Raw genomic sequence first — 22,730 nt, 5'->3', positions numbered from 1 at the left:
CCCGAAACCTACAACCCCCTTACCTGCGGGGGTCCACTAAACGCAGCTCCGGGTTGTGTTCTGCCCACTCGATGATGTCGCTATCAAAAGTGGCGAGTTTGTGCCCGCAAACGATGGCTGTGGCCGCGATCACCTGATCCATAGGGTCGGGATGGAAGCCCCTGTCGGCCAGCAGCACAGCTTCAGCGGCAATGCGGTAATCGACGGGGATGTCGACAACCCCGGTGTCCAGCAGGTTGCGGCACCAGGCCATCGGGGGCATTCCCATATAGACCGCCCCGTGTTGATTGAGCCGCACCATCTCCAATATCACGGCGGAGGACACCCCCAGCCTCCGCTCTGTGGCCAAGTCCTCTGCCTGAGCCCTGAACCGCGGGCCCAACCGGCCATCATCGAGGGTGATGCCGATGAGCACGTTGGTGTCGAGCGTGAGCATCAACCGCTTCTCGGCTTAGGGTCGATCACCTGACCTGGGTTGGAGAACACCTCCCATTCTTCGATGGGAATGGCGGGCTTGTCGATGTCGCCCGGCACCGTCATCACGTCCTTGAACAGGCCGACGATTCCACCGGGCGCGGGCATCGGCACCAGTTTCGCCACCGGTTTGCGGTGCTTGGTGACAACCACCGCCATGCCGGTCTCAGCCACCTCGTCCATGACCCGCAGACAGTGGGTCTTGAACTCATTGGCCGGCATGGTCCTGACATCGTCCTTCGAAGTGCTTTCCATCACCCATCAACACTAGTCGTAAATTCCGGTCATCTCGACCGGGTACGGCCAACAAGTGCGGATTGCGCCAAGATTTCCCGCTATGAGACCAGCTTCGGCGGCGGGAAAACCCACGGCCTGATTGCCCTGTACCACCTGGCCAGCAGTGCCCGGCCCCCCTTTACGTTGTTGGGTGGCTCTGACCGTGGCAGTGTTGGGGCTGGTTGATCGCCGGGGCAGAGCTTGATCGTCTCCTAATCCTCAGCCCTGAGAAAGCCGCGGAGACAGGGGTCGGCTCCATGTCAGCAGTCTGCCACTGCATTCATGGCGGCACAGATCTCATAACGCCGCCGCCGAACTGTGCCCACATAGCGGGTGAGCGACGATTTCGGGATCACTCGAAGATTGTCGAAGCTGGCCGCACATTGGCCATACACTTAGCATAGAGATTTGTAATGCAAAAACAATGACTGAGTTATCTGAAACAGACCGGCCATCAGTCCCACTGGGCTCGGCGGCTGGCGGTTCCGGAGGGGAAGGTGGCCATGATGATCGCTGCCGAGGCGCCAAACGCGGCGATGACCCAGATCCAGGCCCGCTGGAATCCCACCAGCAGGTCACCGGCGGGCGCAGAGCTGAACAGCGCCACCGCCACCGCGATGCCGAGGGCGAAGCACACCTGCTGGACGGTGCGGGTGGTGGCGTTGGCGATGGCAAAACGAGACGGTGCGATATCGCACATGGCCGCGCTGACGAACGTGGCTATGGACAGCCCCACTCCTATGCCCAAAGCAATATTGGCGGGCAAGAACACCGCGAAGTAGGCCGACGACTCCCCCGCCATCACCAGCAGCCACACATACGACAGGGCGCAAAGCACCACCCCGGCCGTTAGCAGCCAGCGGTGCCCCCACCGGTCGGCCATCCGTCCGATGGGGACTGACAGAGCCGACGCCATGATCGGCCCCGGCGTGAGCCCGAGCCCGGCTTCGAGAACCGAGAGCCCCCACAGGTCTTGCAGCAGCAACGAGCTCATCAAGAACCCGGGCACGAACCCCAGCGCATACAAGCCGAACGAGGCGGTCGCCGACGAGAACGACCGATAGCTGAACAAACCCAAGTCGAGCAGCGGGTTGGGGTGCGAGCGCGATCGCCAGATGACGAAGGGCAGCAGCACCACGCCCACCACCGCGAAGACAATGATGCGGGTATCGCCATAGCCCCACCCCTCGCCTTGCACGATGGCCACCATGACGAGGGCCAGGGCCAGCGTGCCCATCGGCACCCCCACGATGTCGAGGCGGCCCTCGGTGGTTTCGTCGCGCGACTCCCGCACCAACCGCAGGGAGGCCAAGAACACCAGGGCTGCGATGGGCAGGTTGATGTAGAAGATCCACCGCCAGCCGAGGCCGTTGATCAACAGCGCCCCGATGGACGGGCCGAACGCCGCCCCCAGCGCTCCCATCGCCCCCCACATCCCGATGGCCGCCGACCGACGCGACACCGGGAACTCCGGCAACACCATGGCCAATGACGACGGCATGATGAGCGACCCGCCTACGGCCTGCACCACCCGGGCGGCGATCAGCACCTCTACGCGGGGTGCGATACCGCTGAACAGCGATCCGACGGCGAAGATGGCCAACCCGAGATTGAACATCTTGCGGCGGCCATGGCGGTCGGCCATTCGACCCGAGAGCAGCAGAAACGACCCCACTGTTATGGAGTAGCCGCTCACGATCCACGACAGCGCGGCGTTCGACGCATCCAGGGAACTCTGAATCGACGGGAAGGCCACGTTGACGACGGATACGTCCACCACCACCAAGAACGCCGCCGCGGTGGCCGCCCCCAACGCCAACCACGAGCGGCGGTCTACCGGCTCAACCATGGGCGGCTTCCATCGGGGCCACGCTAGTGGTCTGACCATTAAGCGGTGCGTTCCCTCTTCACTATGCTGGGTTCACCGCATAACCAGGGGGACGAGATGGCGACGTACGACACGATCATTGCCGGTGGAATGGTGGTCGACGGGACCAGAGCCCAGCGGCTCCGAGCCGATGTGGGCATCAAGGACGGTAAGATCGCCAAGATCGGTCGGCTCAAGGCCTCTGATGCCGACGAGGTATTGGACGCCGACGGGATGATCGTGGCCCCGGGCCACATCGACCTCCACACCCACTATGACGCCCAGCTCTTCTGGGACCCGTACTGCACGCTGTCGGGCTGGCACGGGGTGACCTCGGTCGTCATCGGCAACTGCGGCTTCGGGTTCGCCCCGGTGGCCCCCGATGACCGGGAGCGGGCCATGCTGACCATGACCCGCACTGAGGCCATTCCGTTCGACGCTATGGCCGCGGGCATGCCCTGGGACTGGGTCACCTACCCGGAGTTCTTGGACGCGGTGGACCGCGCGCCCAAGGCGGTCAACATGCGGTCGTTTTTCCCGCTGAACCCAGCCCTCAACTGGGTGCTGGGCTACGAGCGGGCCAAGGCCGGTGAGATGCCCACCGATGAGGAGCACGCCCAGCTACGGGCGCTGCTGAACGAGGCCATGGACGCCGGTGCCGGCGGCTGGTCGGTGCAGCGGCTTCGGGACTCCAACGTGCAGCGCGATCACGACGGCAACCCCATGAACACCGACGTGATGCCCAACGAGACCCTGTTCCAGTTGGCCGAGGTGCTGGCCGAGCGCAACCACGGGTTCATCCAGGCCACCTTCGCCCCCGACCCCGCCGATGAGACCCGCACCGAGCATCGCCGCACCTATGAGCGTTTGGCCGACATCAGCGGCCGGCCGGTGCTGTTCAACGTGATCACCCCCAACGCCCAGCGCCCCGAGCAGCACCTCAAGCAGATCGAATGGGTGGAGGATTGCCGCATGCGGGGTCTGCCCATCTACGGCCAGGCTGTGACCACCGACGTGGGGCTGGCCTTCACCTTCGAGGAGTGGAACCTCTGGGACGACATGGACGCCTGGAGGGAGGCCACGCTGGGCACCGTTGAGGAGCGCATGGCCAAGCTGGCCGACCCGGCCCGCCGCCCGGCCCTGCGGGACTCGGAGTCGCTGGCGGTCACCTGCCCGATTGCCGACATCGTGCTGCTCGAGACGGCCAGCCCTCAGTACCAGCGCTACGCCGAGACCCGGGTGGGCGACATTGCCGCCAACCTAGGGGTGCATCCGGTGGACGCCATGCTTGACGTGGCGGTGGCCGACAACCTAGCCGCCACGTTCTACGCCTCGGGCTCGTTCAACAACCCCGACCATCTGGTGGACCTGCTCAACTACCAATGGGCCTTGCCCGGAGTGTCCGACGGCGGTGCCCACACCCGCTTTTTGACCGCAGGCCGGTGGCCTACCGAGCTGCTCATCAACGGGGTGCGCGACCGCGAGATCATCTCTCTGGAGGACGCCCACTGGCGCATGGCCGGGCTGCCCGCCCAATGCGCCGGCTTCACCGACCGGGGAACACTGACTGAAGGCAAGGCGGCCGACGTGATCGTCTACGACCTAAACAGCCTGGATATCGGTGCCAGCGAGAAGGTCCACGACATGCCCGCGGGCGAGTGGCGCCGAGTCCAGCGAGCCTCCGGCTACCACTACGTGCTGGTCAACGGCGAGGTCACCATCCAAGAGGACAAGGAAACCGGCACCTCCCCCGGTCGCCTCCTCCGCGATCAATAATTGACTGAAACTCACTGACAGCAGTTGAAACGCCAGTTTTCCCGGTAGGGTTCAGACGCGCTGCGGGTCCCCACCCGGCGTCCTACGGGACCAAATGCTCTGACCAGAGCCGGGCTGGGGACCCGTGGCCACTGTATCGGGCTGTGTCTACGATGGCAACGGGTTGGCAGCCAAGGTCGGACAGTCTTTCCAGAGGAGGTCGAGGGCGTAGTAATCGCGGGCTGAAGCGGTGAAGATGTGGACCACGAAGTCGCCGTAGTCCATCAGCACCCACTCATAGTCGGAGAGGCCCTCGATGCAGATGGGTTTCGGACCCCCGCAGAGGTCAACCGCCTCTTCGATTCGCTCGGCCAGCGCCCGGGCCGCTCGAGTGTTGGCCCCGCTGGTGATAACGAAGTAGTCGGTGATGACCAGCACATCGCCAACATCAATGATTACCGTGTCGGCGCCGGGGCCCTCTTCCGCCGCAGCCGCTGCGGCCTTTGCCCAATCCCCCACGACCGCTGTGCCGGCAGTGCCGACGCTCATGCGGCCATCACGTCGTTGCCCGCATGGCTCGCGGGGCGGGTATTGCGCTCATGCGGCGATCACGCCGACACTTTACCCGCCTCCCCCCGGAACGGGGGCGAAATCCGCTCCGAACGTGACGGTGATGTCGATGGAAGAGGCGGGCTGCTCCTCGGCCACCACCGAACCGGCACCCAGGGCGTCTCTATAGCCCTCGGCGTAGGAGGCGAACCCGACGTGGTGATAGGCGATTTTGGTGGTCTCCCAACCGAACTCGGAGGCGTTCCCAATGATCGTGATCTGGGCCCCCGCCCGGCTGAGGGAGCGGGCCGCATTAGGGATGAGGGCAGGGTCGCCGGTGCCATTCAGCAGCCGGACCCTGGCCGAGTTGCCGCCCGAGGCCGAGTTCGGGAACGGGATAACCTCGTTGACCATCTCGCCGACCGCGGCGGCATCCAAGACCACCGCCCCGCCGGCGTCGACGATGACGGGCAACGCTTCCAAACGGACCCGTCCCTTGGCCAAGGCCCGCCCGAATCGGCCCACGCCCCGATCATCCTCGCCGGGAAACACGTCGGGAGATGCCGAAAGAGCCGCCTTCTCCAGCCAGACCCCCCAGAACAGCTCATGGCGGAACAGGGCCGCCACCGGCGACTCGCCCGGGTTGCGCCACCCCAGGTATGGGCCGACATCGGCCGCAGCCAGGGCTAGCGCCCCGGACTCGAAGCGGGCCTCTCCGGTGGCGGAGACCAGCACATCGGGGTTGTCGAATGAGATGGGGGCGACGGCTGAAACCAACGCGGCCCAGCCGCCGTCGTCGGCCACTTGCAATTCGCCGGCCCGGACGCCCAGCAGCTCTGCTACTCCATCGGCCACCCCGGAGCTGCCCGCTTGGTCCCAGCGCACGCTGAGCGGCCCAGCAGGAGTCGAGGTCTCAGGGGCGAGAAACAGGACAGCGCCCTCAACTCCGGGGTCGGTCAGCGCCAATAGCGTCACACCTTCTAGTCCGTCGCCATCACCGTGGATGAGCAGCAGCGTGGGCGTCGGATCCACATATGCCTGGTATCCGGGTGCCGAGGGGTCGACCGGCCCCCCCACATCGGTGCCGTCGCTGCTGCCCGAGATGGCCGACCACCCCAGCCAAACCAACAGCGGCACCGCTGCGGCCAGTCCGAGGAGCATCACCGGCCAACCCCAGCGCCACCGGCCTTGAAGGCCGCGCTCACCCATAGAGGCCCTGCCAACCCAGCCGACGCCGCCGAGCCGCAAACCTACGGCCGCGCTCACCCATAGAGGCCTTTTTGGCGGGCGTAAGCCAGCGCGGCCGGGGGCACCAAACCGTCCAGCGGCCAGCCGGCATCAGCCCACTCCCGCACATGGGTGCTGGACAGATCGAGAAGCGGGCAATCAACCACCCGGTGGGGCACCGGCGGACGCTGCCCCATCGAGCCGGGCCGGTCAACCACCACGATCTCGGCCATCTCGGCGATCTCCCGATGGCGGTGCCAGCTTTGGAGCCCTGCGGCCGCATCGCTGCCCAGGATCAAGAACAGCGAGCCACCGGGATCGCCGGCCCGGGCCGCCGCCAAGGTGTCAGCGGTATAGGTAAGGCCGCCTCGGTCGATCTCTGACGATGAGGCCGCCACCCCGTCCACCCCGTCCACCGCGGCTTGCACCATGGCCAAGCGGTCCCGAGCCGGACTCAGGCGGGAGCGGTCCAGCTTCTGCCATGGCTCGTTGGCCACCACGAGCTCGACCATGTCGAGACCGAGCGCAGCCCGCACCCGCACGGCCACCGCCAAGTGGCCGACATGTACCGGGTCGAACGTGCCCCCGAATATCCCTACGCGACTCACTGCCCGCAGTGTACGAAATGAAGCTCCCTATACTGCGCCGCCCGACAGCCTCGGTTGAAGAGGCCGGGAAATCACGGTCCGGTACAGGGGTGCCGCCCGAACCGGGCCACTGGCCAATAAATAAGGCGACATCGGCGATGTACGCCGGTAGATTTGCCACAGAACCGCGGGCTGCGCCTGGGAACAAAATCAGCGGCGGAATGGTTGCAGCCCAAAGAGACGATAAGACGGGAACCCATGGACGACTCAACAGGCCAGTACCTGAATGCCATCGGCTTGGTACCGCTCCTCACCAAAGACGACGAGCGAAGACTTGCCCAGACCATCGAGCGGGGCCGCGAGGCCCAGGCCCGCCTAGACGCCGGAGAGCGCGGTCCCCGGCTCAGGTCCCAAATCCGGGAAGCGGCCGCGGCCAAGGATCGCTTCATCCGGGCCAATCTGCGCTTGGTGGTCAGCGTGGCCAAGAAATACCCCCTGCCCACCGGCATGGAGCTGCTGGATCTGGTGCAAGAGGGAAACCTGGGGTTGGATCGAGCGGTGGACAAGTTCGACTGGCGCAAGGGATTCAAGTTCTCCACCTACGCCACGTTCTGGATCCGCCAGTCCATCGGCCGGGCCCTCGATCAGAAGGCCAATCTGATCCGGCTTCCCGGCGAGCGGGCCGCCAGCCTGCGGGCTGCGATGCGCCAGGCCACCGGAGGCGGCGAAGAGCTGGACACCGAGCAGGCGCTGCTCCATCGACTGACTTCGCTCACCTCCTTGAACGCCACCGTGGGGGAGGACAACAGCAGCGAGCTGATGGACCTTCAGGCCGACACCGGCCCCGGCCCCGAAGAGCTGGCCCTGGCCGCCGATCAGACAGCCATGCTGGCCGGGCTGCTGGAGGAGCTCGATGGCCGGTCCCGCTTCGCGGTGGAAATGCGCTACGGGCTCATCGACGGCCAAAAACACAGCTACCGGGAGATCGGCGATGCCCTAGGCCTCACCTCCGAGGCCATACGCCGGATTATCGGGCGGTCGCTGGACTCGGTTCGGGCTCGAGCCGAGCTTCTGGACATCGACGCCGCGTAGCCGTCTCCTTTAACCGGTTTGCCCCGAACTCGGCGACAAGCGACGATCTTGCCATGAGTTCGGCCCCCGCAGAAGCGGCCAGCACACTCCAGACCGCCTGGCATCCCTCTTCGTGGCGAGATCAGCCGGCTGCCCAACAGCCCCAGTGGCCCGACCAGGCGTCGCTGGAGCATGTGCGCAAGACCTTGGCCCAGCTCCCCCCGCTGGTGTTCGCCGGGGAGGCCCGTCAACTCAAGAGCCAGCTCGCCGAAGCCTGCGCCGGGCGGGCCTTCGTCCTCCAGGCCGGCGACTGCGCCGAGTCATTCGATGGGGTCACCGCCGACAGCATCCGAGACAAGCTCAAGGTAATCCTGCAAATGGCGGTGGTGATGGCATTCTCGGCCGGTGTGCCCACGGTGAAGATAGGCCGGATCGCCGGGCAGTTCGCCAAGCCCCGATCCTCGTCAACCGAAGTGGTAGACGATGTGGAGCTGCCCTCGTTCCGGGGGCACATGGTCAACGACATCAGCTTCTCCGAGCACTCTCGCACCGCCGACCCCGAGCGCCTGGTGCAGGCCTATCACCAGTCGGCGTCCACCCTCAACCTGCTTCGGGCGTTCACCAAAGGGGGCTATGCCGACCTCCGCCAGGTTCACCTATGGAATCAGGAGTTCATCGCGGCCAGCCCCGAGGGGCGGCGCTACGAGAAGGTGGCCGAGGGAATCGACTCCGCGCTCAGGTTCATGGCCGCCTGCGGAATCGCCATCGATGCCCCTGAGCTGCACCAGGTGGACTTCTACACCAGCCACGAGGCGCTGGTGCTCGACTACGAAGAAGCCCTCACCCGCCAAGACTCCATCAGCGGCCAGTGGTATGACTGCTCAGCCCACATGCTGTGGATCGGCGAGCGGACCCGCCAGCTCGATGGCGCCCATCTGGAGTTCATGCGAGGCATCAAGAACCCGCTCGGCTGCAAGCTCGGACCCACCGCGTCGCCGGCCGACGTACTGGGGCTGTGCGAGACCCTCAATCCCGATCGCGTCCCCGGCCGGCTTACCCTCATCAGCCGCATGGGGGCCGACAAGGTGTCTGAAGCGCTGCCTCCGCTGCTGGCCGCGGCCCGAGACGCCGGCCATCCGGTGCTGTGGGAGTGCGACCCGATGCACGGCAACACCTACACCACCGCCGGCGGGCGCAAAACCCGCAACTTCGAGGATGTGGTGGCCGAGATCGACGGATACTTCCGCGCCCATAGCGGGGCGGGGACTTGGCCGGGCGGCGTTCATCTGGAGATCACCGGCGATGACGTGACCGAGTGCGTGGGCGGTGCCGAGGCCATCAGCGATGACGATCTGGAACGGCGCTACGAGACCATGTGCGACCCCCGCCTCAACGGCGCCCAGAGCCTGGAGCTGGCGTTCCGAGTCGCCGAGCGGCTCAGCGTCTGACTCCGGGCTCAGATTCTTTTTCGGACCAAGGCACTCGGAATTGATTTCAGGCCGCTATCCTGATAGACAAGTAATTGGATCAAAGTAGTCCGATTTAGTTGCTGCCTGAACCCCACTCCTCATCCAACACCCCAAAGTAGGTCCGATGGTCACGGTCCAAATCGACAACACCGAGGTAGTCGACCCCTCACAGCAGGCCGACATCGACAAGTTCGAGCGGATGCTGGTCCGCTACAAGGCCGGCGAGATACCCGAGGACGTCATGCGGGTGTTCCGCTTGAACAACGGCGTCTATGGCCAGCGCCAGGGGGGCACCCGCCAGATGGTGCGGGTCAAGATCCCCGCCGGCATCATCGGTCCCGAGCACTTCGAGGCTCTGGCCCACATCGCCCGCACCTACTCCCGGGGCTGGGGGCACATCACCACCCGCCAGAACATCCAATTCCACTTCGTGGAGCTAGACGAAGTGCCCGACGTGATGCGGACCCTGGCCTCGGTCGGGCTCACCACCCGGGAGGCCTGCGGCGACACCGTCCGCAATGTGCAGGGCTGCCACCTCGCCGGCGCCTGCCCCCACGAAGTGCTCGACATCACCGCCTGGGCCCGGGCCACCGCCCTGCACTTCCTCCGCCACCCCTACGCCCAGCGGCTTCCCCGCAAGTTCAAGATCAACTTCTCGGGGTGCGCCACCGACTGCGGCCAGGCCCTGTTCAACGACGTGGGCATTATCGCGGCCACCCGGGAGGTGGACGGCGGCGTTGAGGCCGGTTTCCGGGTGTACATTGCCGGCGGTCTGGGGGCCACTCCCCATCCGGCGCTGGCGCTGGAGGAGTTCACCTCCCGCGAGGACCTGCTGCCCACCATCGAGGCCTGCCTGCGGGTGTTCGACCACGACGGCTACCGGGACAACAAGCTCCGGGCCCGCATGAAGTGGCTGGTGGAGAAGCTGGGCTTCGAGGAGCTCCAGCGCCGCATCTTCAGAGAGCGCAAGTTCCTATTGGCCTCCTCGAGTTGGCCCGGCGGGATTCCCGACCTGGTGAGGCTCCACGGCGATGCCCCCGCCGGCCGCCACGCCGAGATCGAGGCCACTCCGGTGGGCCAGGGCGTCTCGGTGTCCATCGGCGGGCGGGCGCCGTACCAGCGCTGGGAGCAGGCCAACGTGGTGCGCGGCGCGGCCAAGGGCACCGTCTCGGCCTACGCCTGGGCCCGGCTGGGCGACATCACCGCCGGCCAGTTCGACGCCCTGGCCGACATCCAGCGGGAGCTGGGCGCGGAGTGCCGGGTGACCAACCGCCAGAACATCGTTTTCCGCGACCTCACCGAGAGCCAGCTCTCCCGGCTGTTCGAGGCCTTGGCGGCCATCGGCATGGCCGAGCCCGGCGCGGAGCTGCTGCGCGACGTGGTGGCCTGCCCCGGCGCCGACACCTGCAACCTGGCCGTGACCCAGTCTCGGGGGCTGGCCGACGCCATCGGCGCCCGCTTGGACGAGGAGGGGCTGGCCGAGGTGGGTGGCCTGCGGATCAACATCTCCGGCTGCACCAACTCCTGCGGTCAACACCACGCCTCCGACATCGGCTTCTTCGGCGCCGAGCGCCGGGCCCACGGCCGCTCCGCGCCGGGCTACCAGATGCTGCTCGGCGGCTATGTGGGCGACTCGCAGATCCACTTCGGCACCAAAGCCTTGCGCCTGCCCGCCCGCAACGCTCCCGAGGCCGTTGCGCGGGTGGTGCGCTCGTTCACCGCCGAGCGGGAGGCCGGCGAGGAGTTCCGCCATTGGCTGGAGCGCAAGGGCGGATCCCGAGAGGTGGGCAAGGGCCTCGCCGACCTAGACGAGTTCCCCGCCCCTGGGGACGGCCCCGATTTCTACGTCGACTACGACGAGACCGGCCCCTACGAAGCTGTGATCGGCGACTCCGAATGCGCAACCTGACCATCCCGTCCTACTCCGACGCCGAGCTGGCCGCCCTCAACGAGGAGTTCGAGCACCTCGCCGCGGAGAAGATCATCCAATGGGGGGTGGACAACTTCTCCCCCCACCTGTCGCTGGCCGCGTCGATGACCGATGCGGTGATGATCGATCTGGCCGTGAAGGTGGACCCGGCCATCGAGGTGGTGTTCATCGACACCGGATTCCACTTCCCCGAAACGCTGGAAACGGTGGAACGGGTGCGCCGCCACTACGGCCTGAACCTGAGGCTGATGACAGTGGCCCGCCACGACCCCGAACTGTGGAACATGGATCCGGAGAACTGCTGCTCGGCGGTAAAGGCCGGCCAGCTCGACCGGGCGCTGGCCGGAAAAGCGGCCTGGATGAGCGGTCTGCGCCGAGCTGAGGCCGCAACCCGGGTATCGGCCCCCATCGTGGTGCGCGACCTGCGGGGCCTGGTGAAGCTGAACCCCATCGCCACCTGGACCGATGAGCAAGTGGCCGACTACATGGCCGAGCACCGGGTGCCGTTCAACCCCTTGCTGGAGCGGGGCTACCCCTCCATCGGCTGCATGCCCTGCACCAAGCCGGTGGCCCCCGGCAACGACCCCCGCTCCGGCCGCTGGGCCGGCTCCGACAAAACCGAGTGCGGCCTGCACGACTAGCTCCGGCCTGACAGCCGGGCGAGATCAACTCCTAGCCCGCCACCGCGTAGGGTTGCCGGCATGTCTGTTTTGGAGATGTCGCCGGATACAGGAGTGGTGGTCACGGGAGGGGGTTCGGGGATCGGTCGGGCCTGTGCTCGGGCGCTGGCCGAAGTGGGGCGGCCGGTGTCGCTGTGGGACCTCAATGCCGAGGGGGCAGCAGAGGCGGCGGCCTCCATAGCGGCCAACTGCGGGGTGGCAACCCACTCTCTGGGATTGGATGTGACCGACGGCGCGGCGGTTGCCGAGGCGGTGGACGGTGCCCGAGAGGCGCTGGGCACCATCGGCGGGCTGGTCCACGCGGCGGGGATCGTGGCTTCGATGGATATCGACCACCTCACCGAGGAGACCTGGGACTCGGTGCTGGGCGTCAACCTGCGAGCCGAGGCGTTCGTGGCGCAAGCCCTGCTGGGCGATCTTCGCAGTCATGAGGGGTCGGCCATTGTGGGTATCGGCTCGATCATGTCGGTGGTGGGCAGTGCGTCGATCCCGTCGTACACCGCCTCCAAGCACGGGGTGGTGGGCCTCACCAAGTCGCTGGCCAATCACCTCGGCCCCGACAGCATAAGGGTGAACGCCGTGTGCCCCGGCTACATCGAGACGCCGATGACGGCCGCGATGATGGACGACGCCCCGAGCAAGGCCGCCTGTGTGGAAAAGGCCCCGCTGGGCCGGGTGGGCACCCCCACCGACATCGCCAGGGCGGTCCGCTTCCTCATGTCGGATCAGGCCGGCTTCGTAACCGGCACCACCCTCATCGTCGACGGGGGCGTCACCAGCCACGACTGAGGCTGCGCTCCGACATGCACGAGGCAACGCTGTCATCGGCTTTGGGGCCGACCGATATACCTCTGTTGGAGGAGACCATCTCGGCCAACTTGGCCCGAACGGTGGCTGCCCACGGCGATCGGGATGCGCTGGTGTCCGTCGAACAGGGTCTGCGGTACAGCTATCGGGAGTTTGCGGCGGCAGTCGATGAGGTGGCTGCGGGGCTGATGGCGCTGGATGTGCAGGCGGGCGACCGGGTGGGGATCTGGAGTCCGAACTGCGCGGAGTGGGTGCTGGTGCAGTACGCCACTGCCCGGATCGGCGCGATCTTGGTGACGATCAATCCGGCGTATCGGGTAGCCGAGTTGGAGTATGTGCTGAACCAGTCGGGCATCAGCGTCCTGGTAGCAGCGGAGTCGTTCCCTCACAGCGACTACCGGGGCATGGTCGCCGAGGCATGGGAGCGGGTGCCAGCCCGGCAGGTGGTGTATCTCCAGACCTCTGATTGGGAGGACCTGTTGGCCGGAGGGGCCGCGGTGTCTGCTGATCGGCTTGCGGCGCGCTCCGCGGGGCTTCGCCCGGGCGACGCCATCAACATCCAGTACACCAGCGGGACCACTGGGTTCCCCAAGGGCACCACCCTGAGCCACCGGAACATATTGAACAACGGCTTTTTCGTGGGCGAGGCCTGCGGCTACACCACCGCCGACCGGGTGTGCATCCCGGTGCCGTTCTACCACTGCTTCGGCATGGTGCTGGGCAACCTGGCCTGCACCACCCACGGGTCGGCCATGGTGATCCCCTCGGCGGGGTTCGACGCCGCGGCCGCGCTGCGGGCTTGCCAAAAGGAGCGCTGCACCAGCCTGTACGGGGTGCCCACCATGTTCATCGCCGAGTTGGGCGAACCCGACCTCGACGAATACGACCTGTCTTCGCTGCGCACCGGGATCATGGCCGGCTCGCCGTGCCCGGTGGAGGTGATGAAGCAGGTGGTGGACCGGATGAACATGGCCGAGGTGACCATCGCCTCCGGCATGACCGAGACCTCGCCGGTGTCCACCCAGACGTCGGTGGACGACTCGCTGGACAAGCGGGTGTCCACCGTGGGCCGGGCCCATCCGCATGTGGAGGTCCGCATTGTGGACCCCGAGACCGGCGACACTGTGCCCCGGGGCCAAGCCGGCGAGTTCATGACCCGGGGCTACTCGGTGATGCTGGGCTACTGGGACGACGAAGCCCGCACCGCCGAGGCCATCGACAACCAGGGCTGGATGCACACCGGCGACCTCGCCACCATCGACGACGACGGCTACATAAACATCGTCGGGCGCATCAAGGACATGATCATCCGCGGCGGCGAGAACGTCTATCCCCGGGAGATCGAGGAGTACCTCTACCGCCACCCCGATGTGGTGGAAGTGCAGGTGATCGGCGTGCCCGATGCCCGCTACGGCGAGGAGATCATGGCCTGGATCCAGTTGCGGGACGGGGCAGAACTGGAAGCCGACGACATCAGGGAGTTCTGCCGGGGCCAGATCGCCCACTACAAGATCCCCCGCTACATCAAGTTCACCGCCGAGTTCCCCATGACCATCACCGGCAAGATCCAGAAATACCTCATGCGGAAGCAGTCGATCGAGGAACTCGGTTTGGGCGAGGCGGCCCAAGAGCGGCACGCTTGACGGCGACCCGCTGAGCCTTAGCCGACAATTTCGACGCAGCAGTTCTCTGCGGTCAATGCTTCTTGGAGTCGGGGAGATGGGGCCGAAAGGTAGACATCAGCTTCTAGGCAGACCGCGGCGGCGAGAGCCTCGATGCCAAGTGCATTGAGTTGATGGTGCCGGCTGAGCTGCCCTATGACCGGGGCGAGAGTTCTAAGGCTCACCAGTCCGATCTCATCGGGCAATTCCAAGAGTGCCTGCATGGCCTGATCGTGCATGGCCTTCGGCAGAGCAGCAAACGATGCCGATAGAACGCCATGAGAACCGGACGAATTCAGAACCGCCCGGCACAGTCTCACGTACCAATAGCCGGTGGTATAGGCCAGCTCCTGAGACTCGGGCGGATCGCCTCCTCCAAGCCGCGCGGCAAGAAGCCGGTCGTCAATTAGCTGCGTCACTCGCTGGCCAGTTCTGGATCACCAAAACCGGCCTGAGCTGCGGCCCACTCTTGGTCAGAAACAGAATCCAAGAGCTCCCGACGCAGTTCCTCGATCCCATCGGGAACCAGCAACACCCCATCGCCCAAATCAAGACACCCGACCCTGCCGCCATCAACAAGCCCCCACCGGCGACGAGCCGACACTGGCAGGCTCATCTGCCCCCGTTTCGACACTTTCAGGTTGTTGACTCTGCCCACGCCCCTTAGCTTACAAGGCACAAATGTAAATTGCCTTGTGTACGCATGAGATACTCCGCACTTGCTACCACCTGACTCCCACAACTAGGACCAAAAGACAGGGCACGCATCAGGCGGACCAACCACAGGGGGGTCACGCCACCCCCACCCGGAGCGGACGCGGCAGGAAGGACCGACAATGAAGGGGAATCTGAAACCTAACCCCCGGTTCGGACTGAGTATCGCACTCGGCGTCGGGATTGGAGCAGGCATAGGCGCGGCGCTCGGTGACGTCGGTGTCGGCGTCGCAATAGGAGCTGGCGTGGGCGTGGCGCTAGGCAGCGCCTTCATCAGACGCCCCGCAAAGGGCTAGGTGTCGCTTGGGCTGAAGTTGATGGCAGCTGCCGCTGAGTACCTTGGAATATTGCTCGCCCATATTTTGAGATATGGGTAGTATGGGCAAATGAAGACAACAATCGACATCCACGATGTGCTGCTGGAACGGGCCAAGCGCCATGCCAAAACCAGAGGTTGCACGCTGCGCTCGGTGGTGGAAGACGGATTGCGGCGGGTGCTGGACGAACCGGCACCGGCCGTTCCCTACAAACTCGAGGATGGCAGCGTGGGCGATCCCGACGGGGAAGACCCGCTGAAGCACTACACATGGCCCGAACTGCGGGACCTCATCTATGAGGGCAGAGGAGCCTGATGCTGGCCGTCGACTCCAACATCTTGGTATACGCGCATCGCCGTGAATCTGAGCCCTATGCCCAAGCGCGCCGAACACTTGAAGAATTGGCCAAAGGAGCCCGGCCCTGGGCAATCCCTTGGCCATGCTGCCACGAGTTCCTCAGCGTGGTGACAAACCGGAAGATCTGGAAGGAGGCTGCCTCCACTCCTGAAGAAGCCTGGCACCAGTTGCGAATTTGGGAGGCGTCGCCGATGTGTCGCATGATCGGCGAGACCGACGGGTTCATGGACGTCCTCGAGGGATTCGTCAACCGCCCCAACATCACCGGCGCGATCGTCCACGATGCCCGCATCGCCGCCATCTGCGCCGCCAACGGTGTCGAGACCCTGCTCACCCGCGACCGCGATTTCTCCCTGTTCCCCCAGCTGCCTACCCGCGATCCGCTCTCGGGCAGCGGCTTGAGAACCGAATAGGGACACTCAGGCAAAGACAAGCTGTCACACCTCGCAAGTAGAGTGCCTGGCGTGACTGAGACTGAGTTCCGCCGACAGTGGCACAAGGCGCATCTGAAGCGGCTTGTCGCCAACCAGGACCGCTACCGGGAGGCCAGAGTTGGTACCGACGGATTTGCGGCAAGTGCGGCTGAAGCGCTTGGTCTGCTTGCCGACCTCCGCCGAACCGGGGACCTCAACTCGTTCCACAAGCAGATGAAGGAGTGGGCAGTGAAGCCGGGGACGTTGGCCTTCAACCGATTCAGCGGTCAAGGGATGTTGAATCAGCTCGTCAAGCGGACCGAGGACCCGGAACCTCTCGCCATGCTGCTAGCGGAGTCCCTGACCGCTCCCGGCTCTGACGATGATGCCGCATCCAAGATCCAGTCAGTCGTCGACCACGCGAAGAGGATCCGGGTAGGCGCGCACCCACAGTCGGGGCATGTGCCGTTTCTGTTGTCGTATTTCTGGGGACTCGCTGATCAGAGTCGCTGGCCAGTGATGTGGCCCAGCGCAGCCGCCTATATCGAATTCTCCACCGGGGAAAGCCTGCCCGCCGACCCCGCAGAGCGTTACAGAGTCTTTGTGGAGCGTGTTCAGGAGCTTGATACTGAATTGGTCGACTTTGAGATCACTGCTATGTGGTGGCACAGCCGACGGCCCGTATTCCTTGACGAAGTGCTGGCGGATCGTGCTGCGTTTGGGCTCGACACAGAGGCCGCGAGTGATGAAGACGAGGAAGACCTAAAGATCAATGCCCGAGCCCTGGTGAGCATCGCTGATTATTGGGGAAAACAGCTTGCCGACGACGTGGAGAAAGCGCTCGGCCACCCAATCAAAGTGAATTTGCCGAAAGCCAATAGTCCCAGACCCGACCTATGGGTGGACTGGCGAATCAACGAGGCATCTGAGAATGGGCTCAGCATGAGGGTGTGGGTAAACGACCAGGGTGCAGCCGTTGCCCTGCGCCCAGGAGTAAACCCTCAAGGGTGGATGGACACGGTTGCGCCGATACTCTCTTCAGCCGAACACGTCGGCTGTCGAGTTCTCAGCGGTTCTATTGCCAAAATCGGCGAGGACGTCGGACTCCTTGGGGCCCACTGGGCAGAATTCGTCTACGGGCGATGGTTCAACCGGGAAGAGTTCAAGAATGTCGACTTGGCGGCAACGGTTGTCGAAACGGCTACGCAACTGAAGCCCCTCTTCGACGAGCTCTTGGCACTTGCAACGGGAGCAGCGCCGGAGCCAACTGGAATCGGCGACGATCCGATCGCCTCATTTGTCGAAAGATTCCGATCTGAGGAGGGATATCCCAGGAATCAGGATGCAGACCACAAAGCCGAACAGCGTCACTTCGCGGAGATTCTTGCCCCCGAGTCGATGGCTTTGGCTGAACGCACTGAAATACGCCGGATCTGGAACGGAGGCGGATACGGAAGTACAGGGCCTATGCCATTGCTGAATAAGTCGCTCAACGAAGCCGACGAAGCCGAGCATGACCGCATGATGGAGTCCTTCCGCTATCTGTGCTGGGGCGACGACTCAGACGCAGAACGCATCGACCGGCTTCTCACCGACGATCAGTATAAGTTCAGAGGTCTAGGCGAATCGGTAATCATGAAGCTGCTGGCCATCACACACCCCGAAAAATACCTCTGCGTCTACCCCCAAGGCGGGAACGCAGGCAAGCGGGCGATGCTCGCCCTACTTGAGCTAGACGAACCCACTGGTTCACGCGGCGAGGTTCATGTGGAATCCAACAGAATTCTACGCGATCGCCTTGAGCCATTCTTTCCTGATGACCCTTGGGGAATGTCGCAGTTCTTCTATTGGCTTCGCTGGCAGACGACTTTGAAGACGGATGACCCTCCGGAGAAGGGTGACTTAGAGTCTGCGACCGACCCGTTAGGCACGTTGTCAGAGGAACTGCTGGTTGACCGGAACTTCTTGGAGGACATCGTCAATTTGCTGAAGGACAAGGGGCAGGTGGTCTTCTACGGGCCGCCGGGGACGGGGAAGACTTACCTGGCTCGGGAGCTTGCCAGGGTATTGGCGCCTGATCCGGGGCAGAGGGCGCTAGTGCAATTCCACCCCTCGAGCTCCTATGAGGACTTCTTCGAGGGGTACCGACCCCAAGCTGACGGCGGCGACATGGTCTACGAGCTCACACCCGGTCCCTTAGCGGACATGGCACAGAGGGCCGCAGATGCCCCCGGCCGACGGCATGTGATGATCATCGACGAGATCAACCGGGCCAATTTGCCCAAGGTGTTCGGCGAGCTGCTGTTTCTGTTGGAGTACCGCGACGAGAGCGTGCGCACGCTCTACCGCTCCGACGATGCGTTTGAGCTACCCCGAAATCTGTGGTTCATCGGCACCATGAACACCGCCGATCGCTCCATCGCCCTCGTCGACGCCGCACTGAGGCGCCGGTTCCACTTCATCCCGTTCTTCCCCAATCGGTGGCCGATGGAAGGACTGCTTGAGCGTTGGCTGGACGCGAACGACGAGCCGGACTGGATCGGCGAGCTCGTGGCCCAAGTCAACGACGAACTCGACCGAGAGCTGGGCGGGCCTCACTTACTTCTGGGACCAAGCCACTTCATGAAACAAGGCCTCGACGAGGAGGCGATGCGTCGCATTTGGAAGTACAACACCGAGCCGTTCATCGAAGACCAGTTCTTCGGCGACCGCGAGCAGATCGACTACTTCAGCTTCGATCAGGTTTACAAGCGCTACCTCGACCTGTCGGGGCGGGCTGAGATGGCCGAGCAGGAGGCTGCCCTCCAACGAGCCGCGACCGATCCCGAGGAAACCACGGAGTCGAGTCCAGATCTGTGAGCAACATCATCGAGCTCATTGAGTACGAGACGGCCACCGTCGAACTCGCTCAGGGCCAAGCACAACGCCTCGCCGCCAGAGGAAGAGGCGTCGTCACGGTACAGCCCGCCGGCCAAACCAACCACTATTCGATCACCGCTCAGAACCTCGTGGGGACTTTGGTAGTCGACGATCTCCGGGTGCTGATCCGCCCGAAGATCCGTCCAGAGAACCTGTTTCTGCTGCTGGAAGTGGGGCTCGACGAACACGCATGGAGGCAGGAAGCCTTCGACTATGCAAACAAGGCCGACCTCCTGCCGTCGGTGATTGCGTTCTTTGCCCGGACTCTGGAGACCACCCTGGCCCGCGGGCTGCTGCGGTCTTACCGACCCGAGGAAGACCGGCTCGTCGCGCTACGGGGCCGCATCAACACGGCAGCCCAGTTCCGCCAAGCAGGGGTCGCCTTGCCGGTGGCGTGCCGATATGACGAGTACACGCCGGACATCGCCGAGAACCGCTACCTGAAGGCGGCAACGCGGCGGGCGCTGCGCGTGCCCAGAATCGATCCAGAGGACCGGCGACGGCTGCTCCAGCAGGTGGCCTCCCTCGAAGATGTGGCCGACGGTTTCATGCGGGCTGACTACTTGGACCGAATACCGATAACCCGTTTGAACATCCACTACCAGCCGGTACTGCGACTAGCCCGGCTGCTGCTGGAGAATCTGACCCTGGCTGACCAGCGTGGCCAACACGCCGCCTCATCTTTCGTAGTGGACATGAACCGGCTGTTCGAGAACTTCGTCACCCAGCGGCTGCGCCGCGCCTTGAGAGGGCACCTAGAAGTGTGGGATCAGGTCAGCAGCCACTTAGACACTCGCCAACAGGTGCCGATCCGCCCCGACTTGGTGTTCCGCAGGCAAGGCCACGAGGTCTATGTGGCCGACATCAAGTACAAGCTCACCGAAGACGCCCGGGCCCGAACAAGCGACTACTACCAGCTACTGGCCTATGCCACTGCGCTAGACCTACCCGAGGGGGTGCTGATTTACTGCCTTGCCGACGGCGGGCAGCCAGAACGGACGGTCACCGTCCGGCACTCCGACAAGCTGCTTCACACCCTGGCCATCGACCTCAGCGGTCCGCCTGCCGAAGTGACCGCAGAAATCGCCAAGGCTGCCTTATGGATCAGACAGCGAGTCCGGGCAATCCGCCCTCTGCCTGCCCCTGTTCGACAAGAGCCCGCACGTTCACCCGCCCTCGTGTGACCGCTCTCTAAATCTGAAGTGGGACGAAGTTAGCTGCCGATCAGCTGGGCAGCCCTCGACCACTTGGGTCTACACCAGATTCTCGACGAAGCCCTCTAGCTGGCGGAGGTTGCGGACTTCGAAGACGCCGTCGCAGTGGACGCCGTATTCGGAGACGATGGAGTCGCCGGTGTCCCAATAGGCGCCGGGCTCGGGATTGAGCCAGAACACTTTGCGGGCCCGGTGCTCTACCTCTTTGAGGATCCAGGCCTGGGAGGCGTGGTAGTTGTTGCGGGCATCTCCCAGGATCATCACCGTGGTCTTGGGGCCTACGTCTTTTCCGTAGCGCTCCCAGAACACCTCGAAGGCGTGGCCGTAGTCGGAGTGGCCGTCCACCCACACCACGTCGGCTTCGGCGTTCACCCGGTGGACGGCCTCGCCGATGTCGTCCACTCCCTCGAAATAGCTGGTCACCTCGTCGAGGCCGTCGATGAACACGAAGGAGCGCACCTTGGAGAACTGGTTGCTTATGGCGTACACCAAATGCAGGGTGAACCGGGCGAAGGCGGCCACCGACCCGCTCACGTCGGCCACCACCATGATCTCGGGCTTGGCCGGTCGGGGATAGCGGAACTTGGGCTCCGCCGGCACCCCGCCGTACGACAGCGAGTGGCGCATGGTGTTGCGGAAGTCCAAAGGGCCTTTGCGGCCGTGGCGGCGCTTGCGGGCCAGGCGCACGGCCAGCTTGCGGGTGAGCGGGTAGATGGCCCGGCGCAGGGCCATCATCTCCTCCCGGCTGGCGTGCATGAAGTCGACGTCCTCGGGCAGCGGCTTGCGGAGCGTTTTGGCCATGGCCTCCACTCCCCGGTCGGCCACCAGCCGGCGGCGTATCTCGGCCTCCACCTCCTTGCGGAGCTGATCGACGCGAGCCTCGAACTCGTCTCGTTCCAAACGCTCCTCCAGTGGCGTCAGGTCGCCGGGCGCATCCTGGCGAGCCTGGCCCATCAGGCGCTCCAGCACGCCGTCGAGGTCCAGGTTTCGCAGCGTGCGGTACAGGTAATAGGTGCCCCCCACCGGGCGGCCGGGCTCCATGCCGGCGTAGCGCTGCACCGCCTGGCGGGCAATGGCCCGCATCAGGGCGTCGTCGCCCCTCATGAGGGCCTGGAACAGCATCTCGGCCAGTTGCTCGGCCGACATGGCCTCGCCGCCCCCCCCTCCCTGGCGGCGCTGCTGGCCGTCCAACCCGTCTATGAGGTCGGACAGGTCCATGCCCTCGGGCCACTCGCCGTCCACCAGGTCGTACTCGGCCCCCCGCAGCGAGAAGTACACCTCGAACACCGTCTCGAATGCCCGCCAGTGGGCGTGGTTCTTCACCAGCGTGGCGGCCAGGGCGTACTTGAACGCATCCCGGTCCTCGATGGGGATGTGCTGGATGGCCTCCATGGCATCGAGGTTCTCGGTGAGGCTGACCGGCAGCCCGGCAGCCCGCAGCTCGGAGATGAACCCGGCCAGAAGCGCCAACAGAGGCGAGGTGGCGGGCTCGACTTTCATGGCCTGGCTAGCTGAGAAGCGTCACGAGGTCGCCGCCGGCACGGCGAAGTCCTCGTCGGAGGTGGCGAACTCCTTGAGCGCCTTCTCGATGTCGCTGCGGTACTTCAAGAGGATGTTAACCGTCTCGGCCGCGGTGTCGGCGTCGATGTGCTCCACTCCCAACAGCACCAGCGTGCGGGCCCAGTCCAGGGTCTCCGACACCGACGGGGCCTTCTTGAGCTCGATCTGGCGCACCGAGCGAACGATGCGGGCCACCTGGTCGGCCAGGCTCTCGCCCACGCCGGGAACCTTGGCCAACACGATCTCCTTCTCCCGGTCCAGGTCGGGGTAGTCGATGTGCAAGAACAGGCACCGTCGCTTGAGGGCCTCCGACAGCTCCCGGGTGTTGTTGGACGTGAGGAACACCAGCGGGATCTGGCTGGCGGCCACCGTGCCCAACTCGGGGATGGACACCTGGTAGTCGGACAGGATCTCCAACAGCAGCGCCTCGGTCTCGATCTCCACCCGATCGACCTCGTCGATGAGCAGCACCACCGGGTCGGGAGAGCGGATGGCCTCCAGCAGGGGCCGGGTCAAGAGGAACTCCTCGGAGAACAGGTCGTCCTCGATCTGCTGCCACATGCCCTCGCCCTCGGGGTCTTCGCCCTGGCGCTCGGCCTGGATTCTCAGGAGCTGCTTCTTGTAGTTCCACTCGTATAGCGCCTTCGACTCATCGAGGCCCTCGTAGCACTGGAGGCGGATGAGGCGGGCTCCGGTGGCCTCGGCCACGCTCTTGGCCAGCTGGGTCTTGCCGGTGCCCGCCGGGCCTTCCACCAGAACCGGCTTCTGCAAGCGCTCGGCCAGATAGACCACCCCGGCGATGCCCTCGTCGGCCAGATACTGCACACCGCTCAGGCCCTGGCGTACCGAGTCGACGTCAGCAAAGGAATAACTCATGGTTGAA

At 64.8% G+C, this 22,730-nt stretch carries 21 protein-coding genes; 11 read left to right on the top strand and 10 right to left on the bottom strand.

Annotated elements, in window-relative coordinates:
- Positions 1-19: 19 nt before the first annotated feature.
- The 3 genes from ACOGXA_RS01245 to ACOGXA_RS01235 form a co-directional block, all read right to left on the bottom strand.
- On the bottom strand, positions 20-436 hold the full coding sequence (locus ACOGXA_RS01245) for a type II toxin-antitoxin system VapC family toxin (RefSeq protein WP_419925479.1): 417 nt from the start codon (positions 434-436) through the stop codon (positions 20-22).
- Positions 436-729, bottom strand: coding sequence for a type II toxin-antitoxin system Phd/YefM family antitoxin (locus ACOGXA_RS01240; protein ID WP_419925478.1), 294 nt, complete (start codon positions 727-729; stop codon positions 436-438). Before ACOGXA_RS01240 ends, ACOGXA_RS01245 begins: the two co-directional genes overlap by 1 nt.
- A 475-nt stretch (positions 730-1,204) precedes the next feature.
- Positions 1,205-2,599 (bottom strand): DHA2 family efflux MFS transporter permease subunit, encoded by a 1,395-nt coding sequence (locus ACOGXA_RS01235; protein ID WP_419925477.1) that lies wholly within the window; start codon positions 2,597-2,599, stop codon positions 1,205-1,207.
- 96 nt (positions 2,600-2,695) lie between these two features.
- Between ACOGXA_RS01235 and ACOGXA_RS01230 the strand changes: the two genes are divergently transcribed.
- A complete protein-coding gene (locus tag ACOGXA_RS01230; RefSeq protein WP_419925476.1) occupies positions 2,696-4,393 on the top strand; it encodes an N-acyl-D-amino-acid deacylase family protein in 1,698 nt (565 codons plus the stop codon).
- Between the two features lie 147 nt (positions 4,394-4,540).
- Here the strand turns inward: ACOGXA_RS01230 and rsfS are convergent, their stop codons facing one another.
- From rsfS to nadD, 3 genes are all read right to left on the bottom strand, one after another.
- The gene (gene rsfS / locus ACOGXA_RS01225; RefSeq protein WP_419925475.1) at positions 4,541-4,921 is read right to left on the bottom strand and encodes a ribosome silencing factor; all 381 of its coding nucleotides are present in this window, start codon (positions 4,919-4,921) and stop codon (positions 4,541-4,543) included.
- Between the two features lie 72 nt (positions 4,922-4,993).
- The gene (locus tag ACOGXA_RS01220; protein ID WP_419925474.1) at positions 4,994-6,130 is read right to left on the bottom strand and encodes a LytR C-terminal domain-containing protein; all 1,137 of its coding nucleotides are present in this window, start codon (positions 6,128-6,130) and stop codon (positions 4,994-4,996) included.
- A 53-nt stretch (positions 6,131-6,183) separates the two neighbouring features.
- Positions 6,184-6,756, bottom strand: a complete 573-nt coding sequence (gene nadD / locus ACOGXA_RS01215) for a nicotinate-nucleotide adenylyltransferase (protein WP_419925473.1) — start codon at positions 6,754-6,756, stop codon at positions 6,184-6,186.
- Between the two features lie 237 nt (positions 6,757-6,993).
- Between nadD and ACOGXA_RS01210 the strand changes: the two genes are divergently transcribed.
- From ACOGXA_RS01210 to ACOGXA_RS01185, 6 genes are all read left to right on the top strand, one after another.
- Positions 6,994-7,827 carry a sigma-70 family RNA polymerase sigma factor gene (locus ACOGXA_RS01210; protein ID WP_419925472.1) on the top strand — a complete coding sequence of 278 codons (834 nt, stop codon included), beginning with the start codon at positions 6,994-6,996 and terminating at the stop codon, positions 7,825-7,827.
- A 53-nt stretch (positions 7,828-7,880) separates the two neighbouring features.
- Positions 7,881-9,254, top strand: coding sequence for a class II 3-deoxy-7-phosphoheptulonate synthase (locus tag ACOGXA_RS01205; RefSeq protein ID WP_419925471.1), 1,374 nt, complete (start codon positions 7,881-7,883; stop codon positions 9,252-9,254).
- Between the two features lie 145 nt (positions 9,255-9,399).
- Positions 9,400-11,184: a nitrite/sulfite reductase gene (locus ACOGXA_RS01200; RefSeq protein ID WP_419925470.1), complete on the top strand. Its 1,785-nt coding sequence runs from the start codon at positions 9,400-9,402 to the stop codon at positions 11,182-11,184.
- Positions 11,172-11,846, top strand: coding sequence for a phosphoadenylyl-sulfate reductase (locus ACOGXA_RS01195; protein ID WP_419925469.1), 675 nt, complete (start codon positions 11,172-11,174; stop codon positions 11,844-11,846). Before ACOGXA_RS01200 ends, ACOGXA_RS01195 begins: the two co-directional genes overlap by 13 nt.
- A 60-nt stretch (positions 11,847-11,906) precedes the next feature.
- On the top strand, positions 11,907-12,674 hold the full coding sequence (locus ACOGXA_RS01190; protein WP_419925468.1) for an SDR family NAD(P)-dependent oxidoreductase: 768 nt from the start codon (positions 11,907-11,909) through the stop codon (positions 12,672-12,674).
- 14 nt (positions 12,675-12,688) lie between these two features.
- Positions 12,689-14,335: an AMP-binding protein gene (locus tag ACOGXA_RS01185; RefSeq protein WP_419925467.1), complete on the top strand. Its 1,647-nt coding sequence runs from the start codon at positions 12,689-12,691 to the stop codon at positions 14,333-14,335.
- A 17-nt stretch (positions 14,336-14,352) separates the two neighbouring features.
- Here ACOGXA_RS01185 and ACOGXA_RS01180 read toward each other — a convergent pair whose 3' ends face one another.
- Both ACOGXA_RS01180 and ACOGXA_RS01175 read right to left on the bottom strand, forming a co-directional pair.
- Positions 14,353-14,772 carry a hypothetical protein gene (locus ACOGXA_RS01180; protein ID WP_419925466.1) on the bottom strand — a complete coding sequence of 140 codons (420 nt, stop codon included), beginning with the start codon at positions 14,770-14,772 and terminating at the stop codon, positions 14,353-14,355.
- Positions 14,769-15,011 carry a hypothetical protein gene (locus tag ACOGXA_RS01175; protein ID WP_419925465.1) on the bottom strand — a complete coding sequence of 81 codons (243 nt, stop codon included), beginning with the start codon at positions 15,009-15,011 and terminating at the stop codon, positions 14,769-14,771. Before ACOGXA_RS01175 ends, ACOGXA_RS01180 begins: the two co-directional genes overlap by 4 nt.
- 442 nt (positions 15,012-15,453) lie before the next feature.
- On the opposite strand from ACOGXA_RS01175, the gene ACOGXA_RS01170 reads away from it, so the two are divergent.
- From ACOGXA_RS01170 to ACOGXA_RS01155, 4 genes are read left to right on the top strand one after another with little or no spacing between them, the layout of a single operon-like run.
- On the top strand, positions 15,454-15,699 hold the full coding sequence (locus tag ACOGXA_RS01170; protein WP_419925464.1) for a DUF2191 domain-containing protein: 246 nt from the start codon (positions 15,454-15,456) through the stop codon (positions 15,697-15,699).
- Positions 15,699-16,154: a type II toxin-antitoxin system VapC family toxin gene (locus ACOGXA_RS01165; RefSeq protein ID WP_419925463.1), complete on the top strand. Its 456-nt coding sequence runs from the start codon at positions 15,699-15,701 to the stop codon at positions 16,152-16,154. Before ACOGXA_RS01170 ends, ACOGXA_RS01165 begins: the two co-directional genes overlap by 1 nt.
- A gap of 51 nt (positions 16,155-16,205) precedes the next feature.
- Positions 16,206-19,013, top strand: a complete 2,808-nt coding sequence (locus ACOGXA_RS01160; RefSeq protein WP_419925462.1) for an McrB family protein — start codon at positions 16,206-16,208, stop codon at positions 19,011-19,013.
- Complete coding sequence (locus tag ACOGXA_RS01155; protein ID WP_419925461.1) at positions 19,010-20,257, top strand: McrC family protein; 1,248 nt, start codon at positions 19,010-19,012, stop codon at positions 20,255-20,257. Before ACOGXA_RS01160 ends, ACOGXA_RS01155 begins: the two co-directional genes overlap by 4 nt.
- 69 nt (positions 20,258-20,326) lie before the next feature.
- Here ACOGXA_RS01155 and ACOGXA_RS01150 read toward each other — a convergent pair whose 3' ends face one another.
- Complete coding sequence (locus ACOGXA_RS01150; RefSeq protein WP_419925460.1) at positions 20,327-21,787, bottom strand: VWA domain-containing protein; 1,461 nt, start codon at positions 21,785-21,787, stop codon at positions 20,327-20,329.
- Between the two features lie 21 nt (positions 21,788-21,808).
- Positions 21,809-22,723, bottom strand: coding sequence for an AAA family ATPase (locus ACOGXA_RS01145; RefSeq protein WP_419925459.1), 915 nt, complete (start codon positions 22,721-22,723; stop codon positions 21,809-21,811).
- Between the last annotated feature and the right edge of the window lie 7 nt (positions 22,724-22,730).

The organism is Candidatus Poriferisocius sp., from assembly GCF_965208475.1.
Taxonomy (GTDB): domain Bacteria; phylum Actinomycetota; class Acidimicrobiia; order Acidimicrobiales; family Bin134; genus Poriferisocius.
Note: the sequence above shows the minus strand (reverse complement) of the source record. Positions and strands in the feature narration are given on the sequence as shown.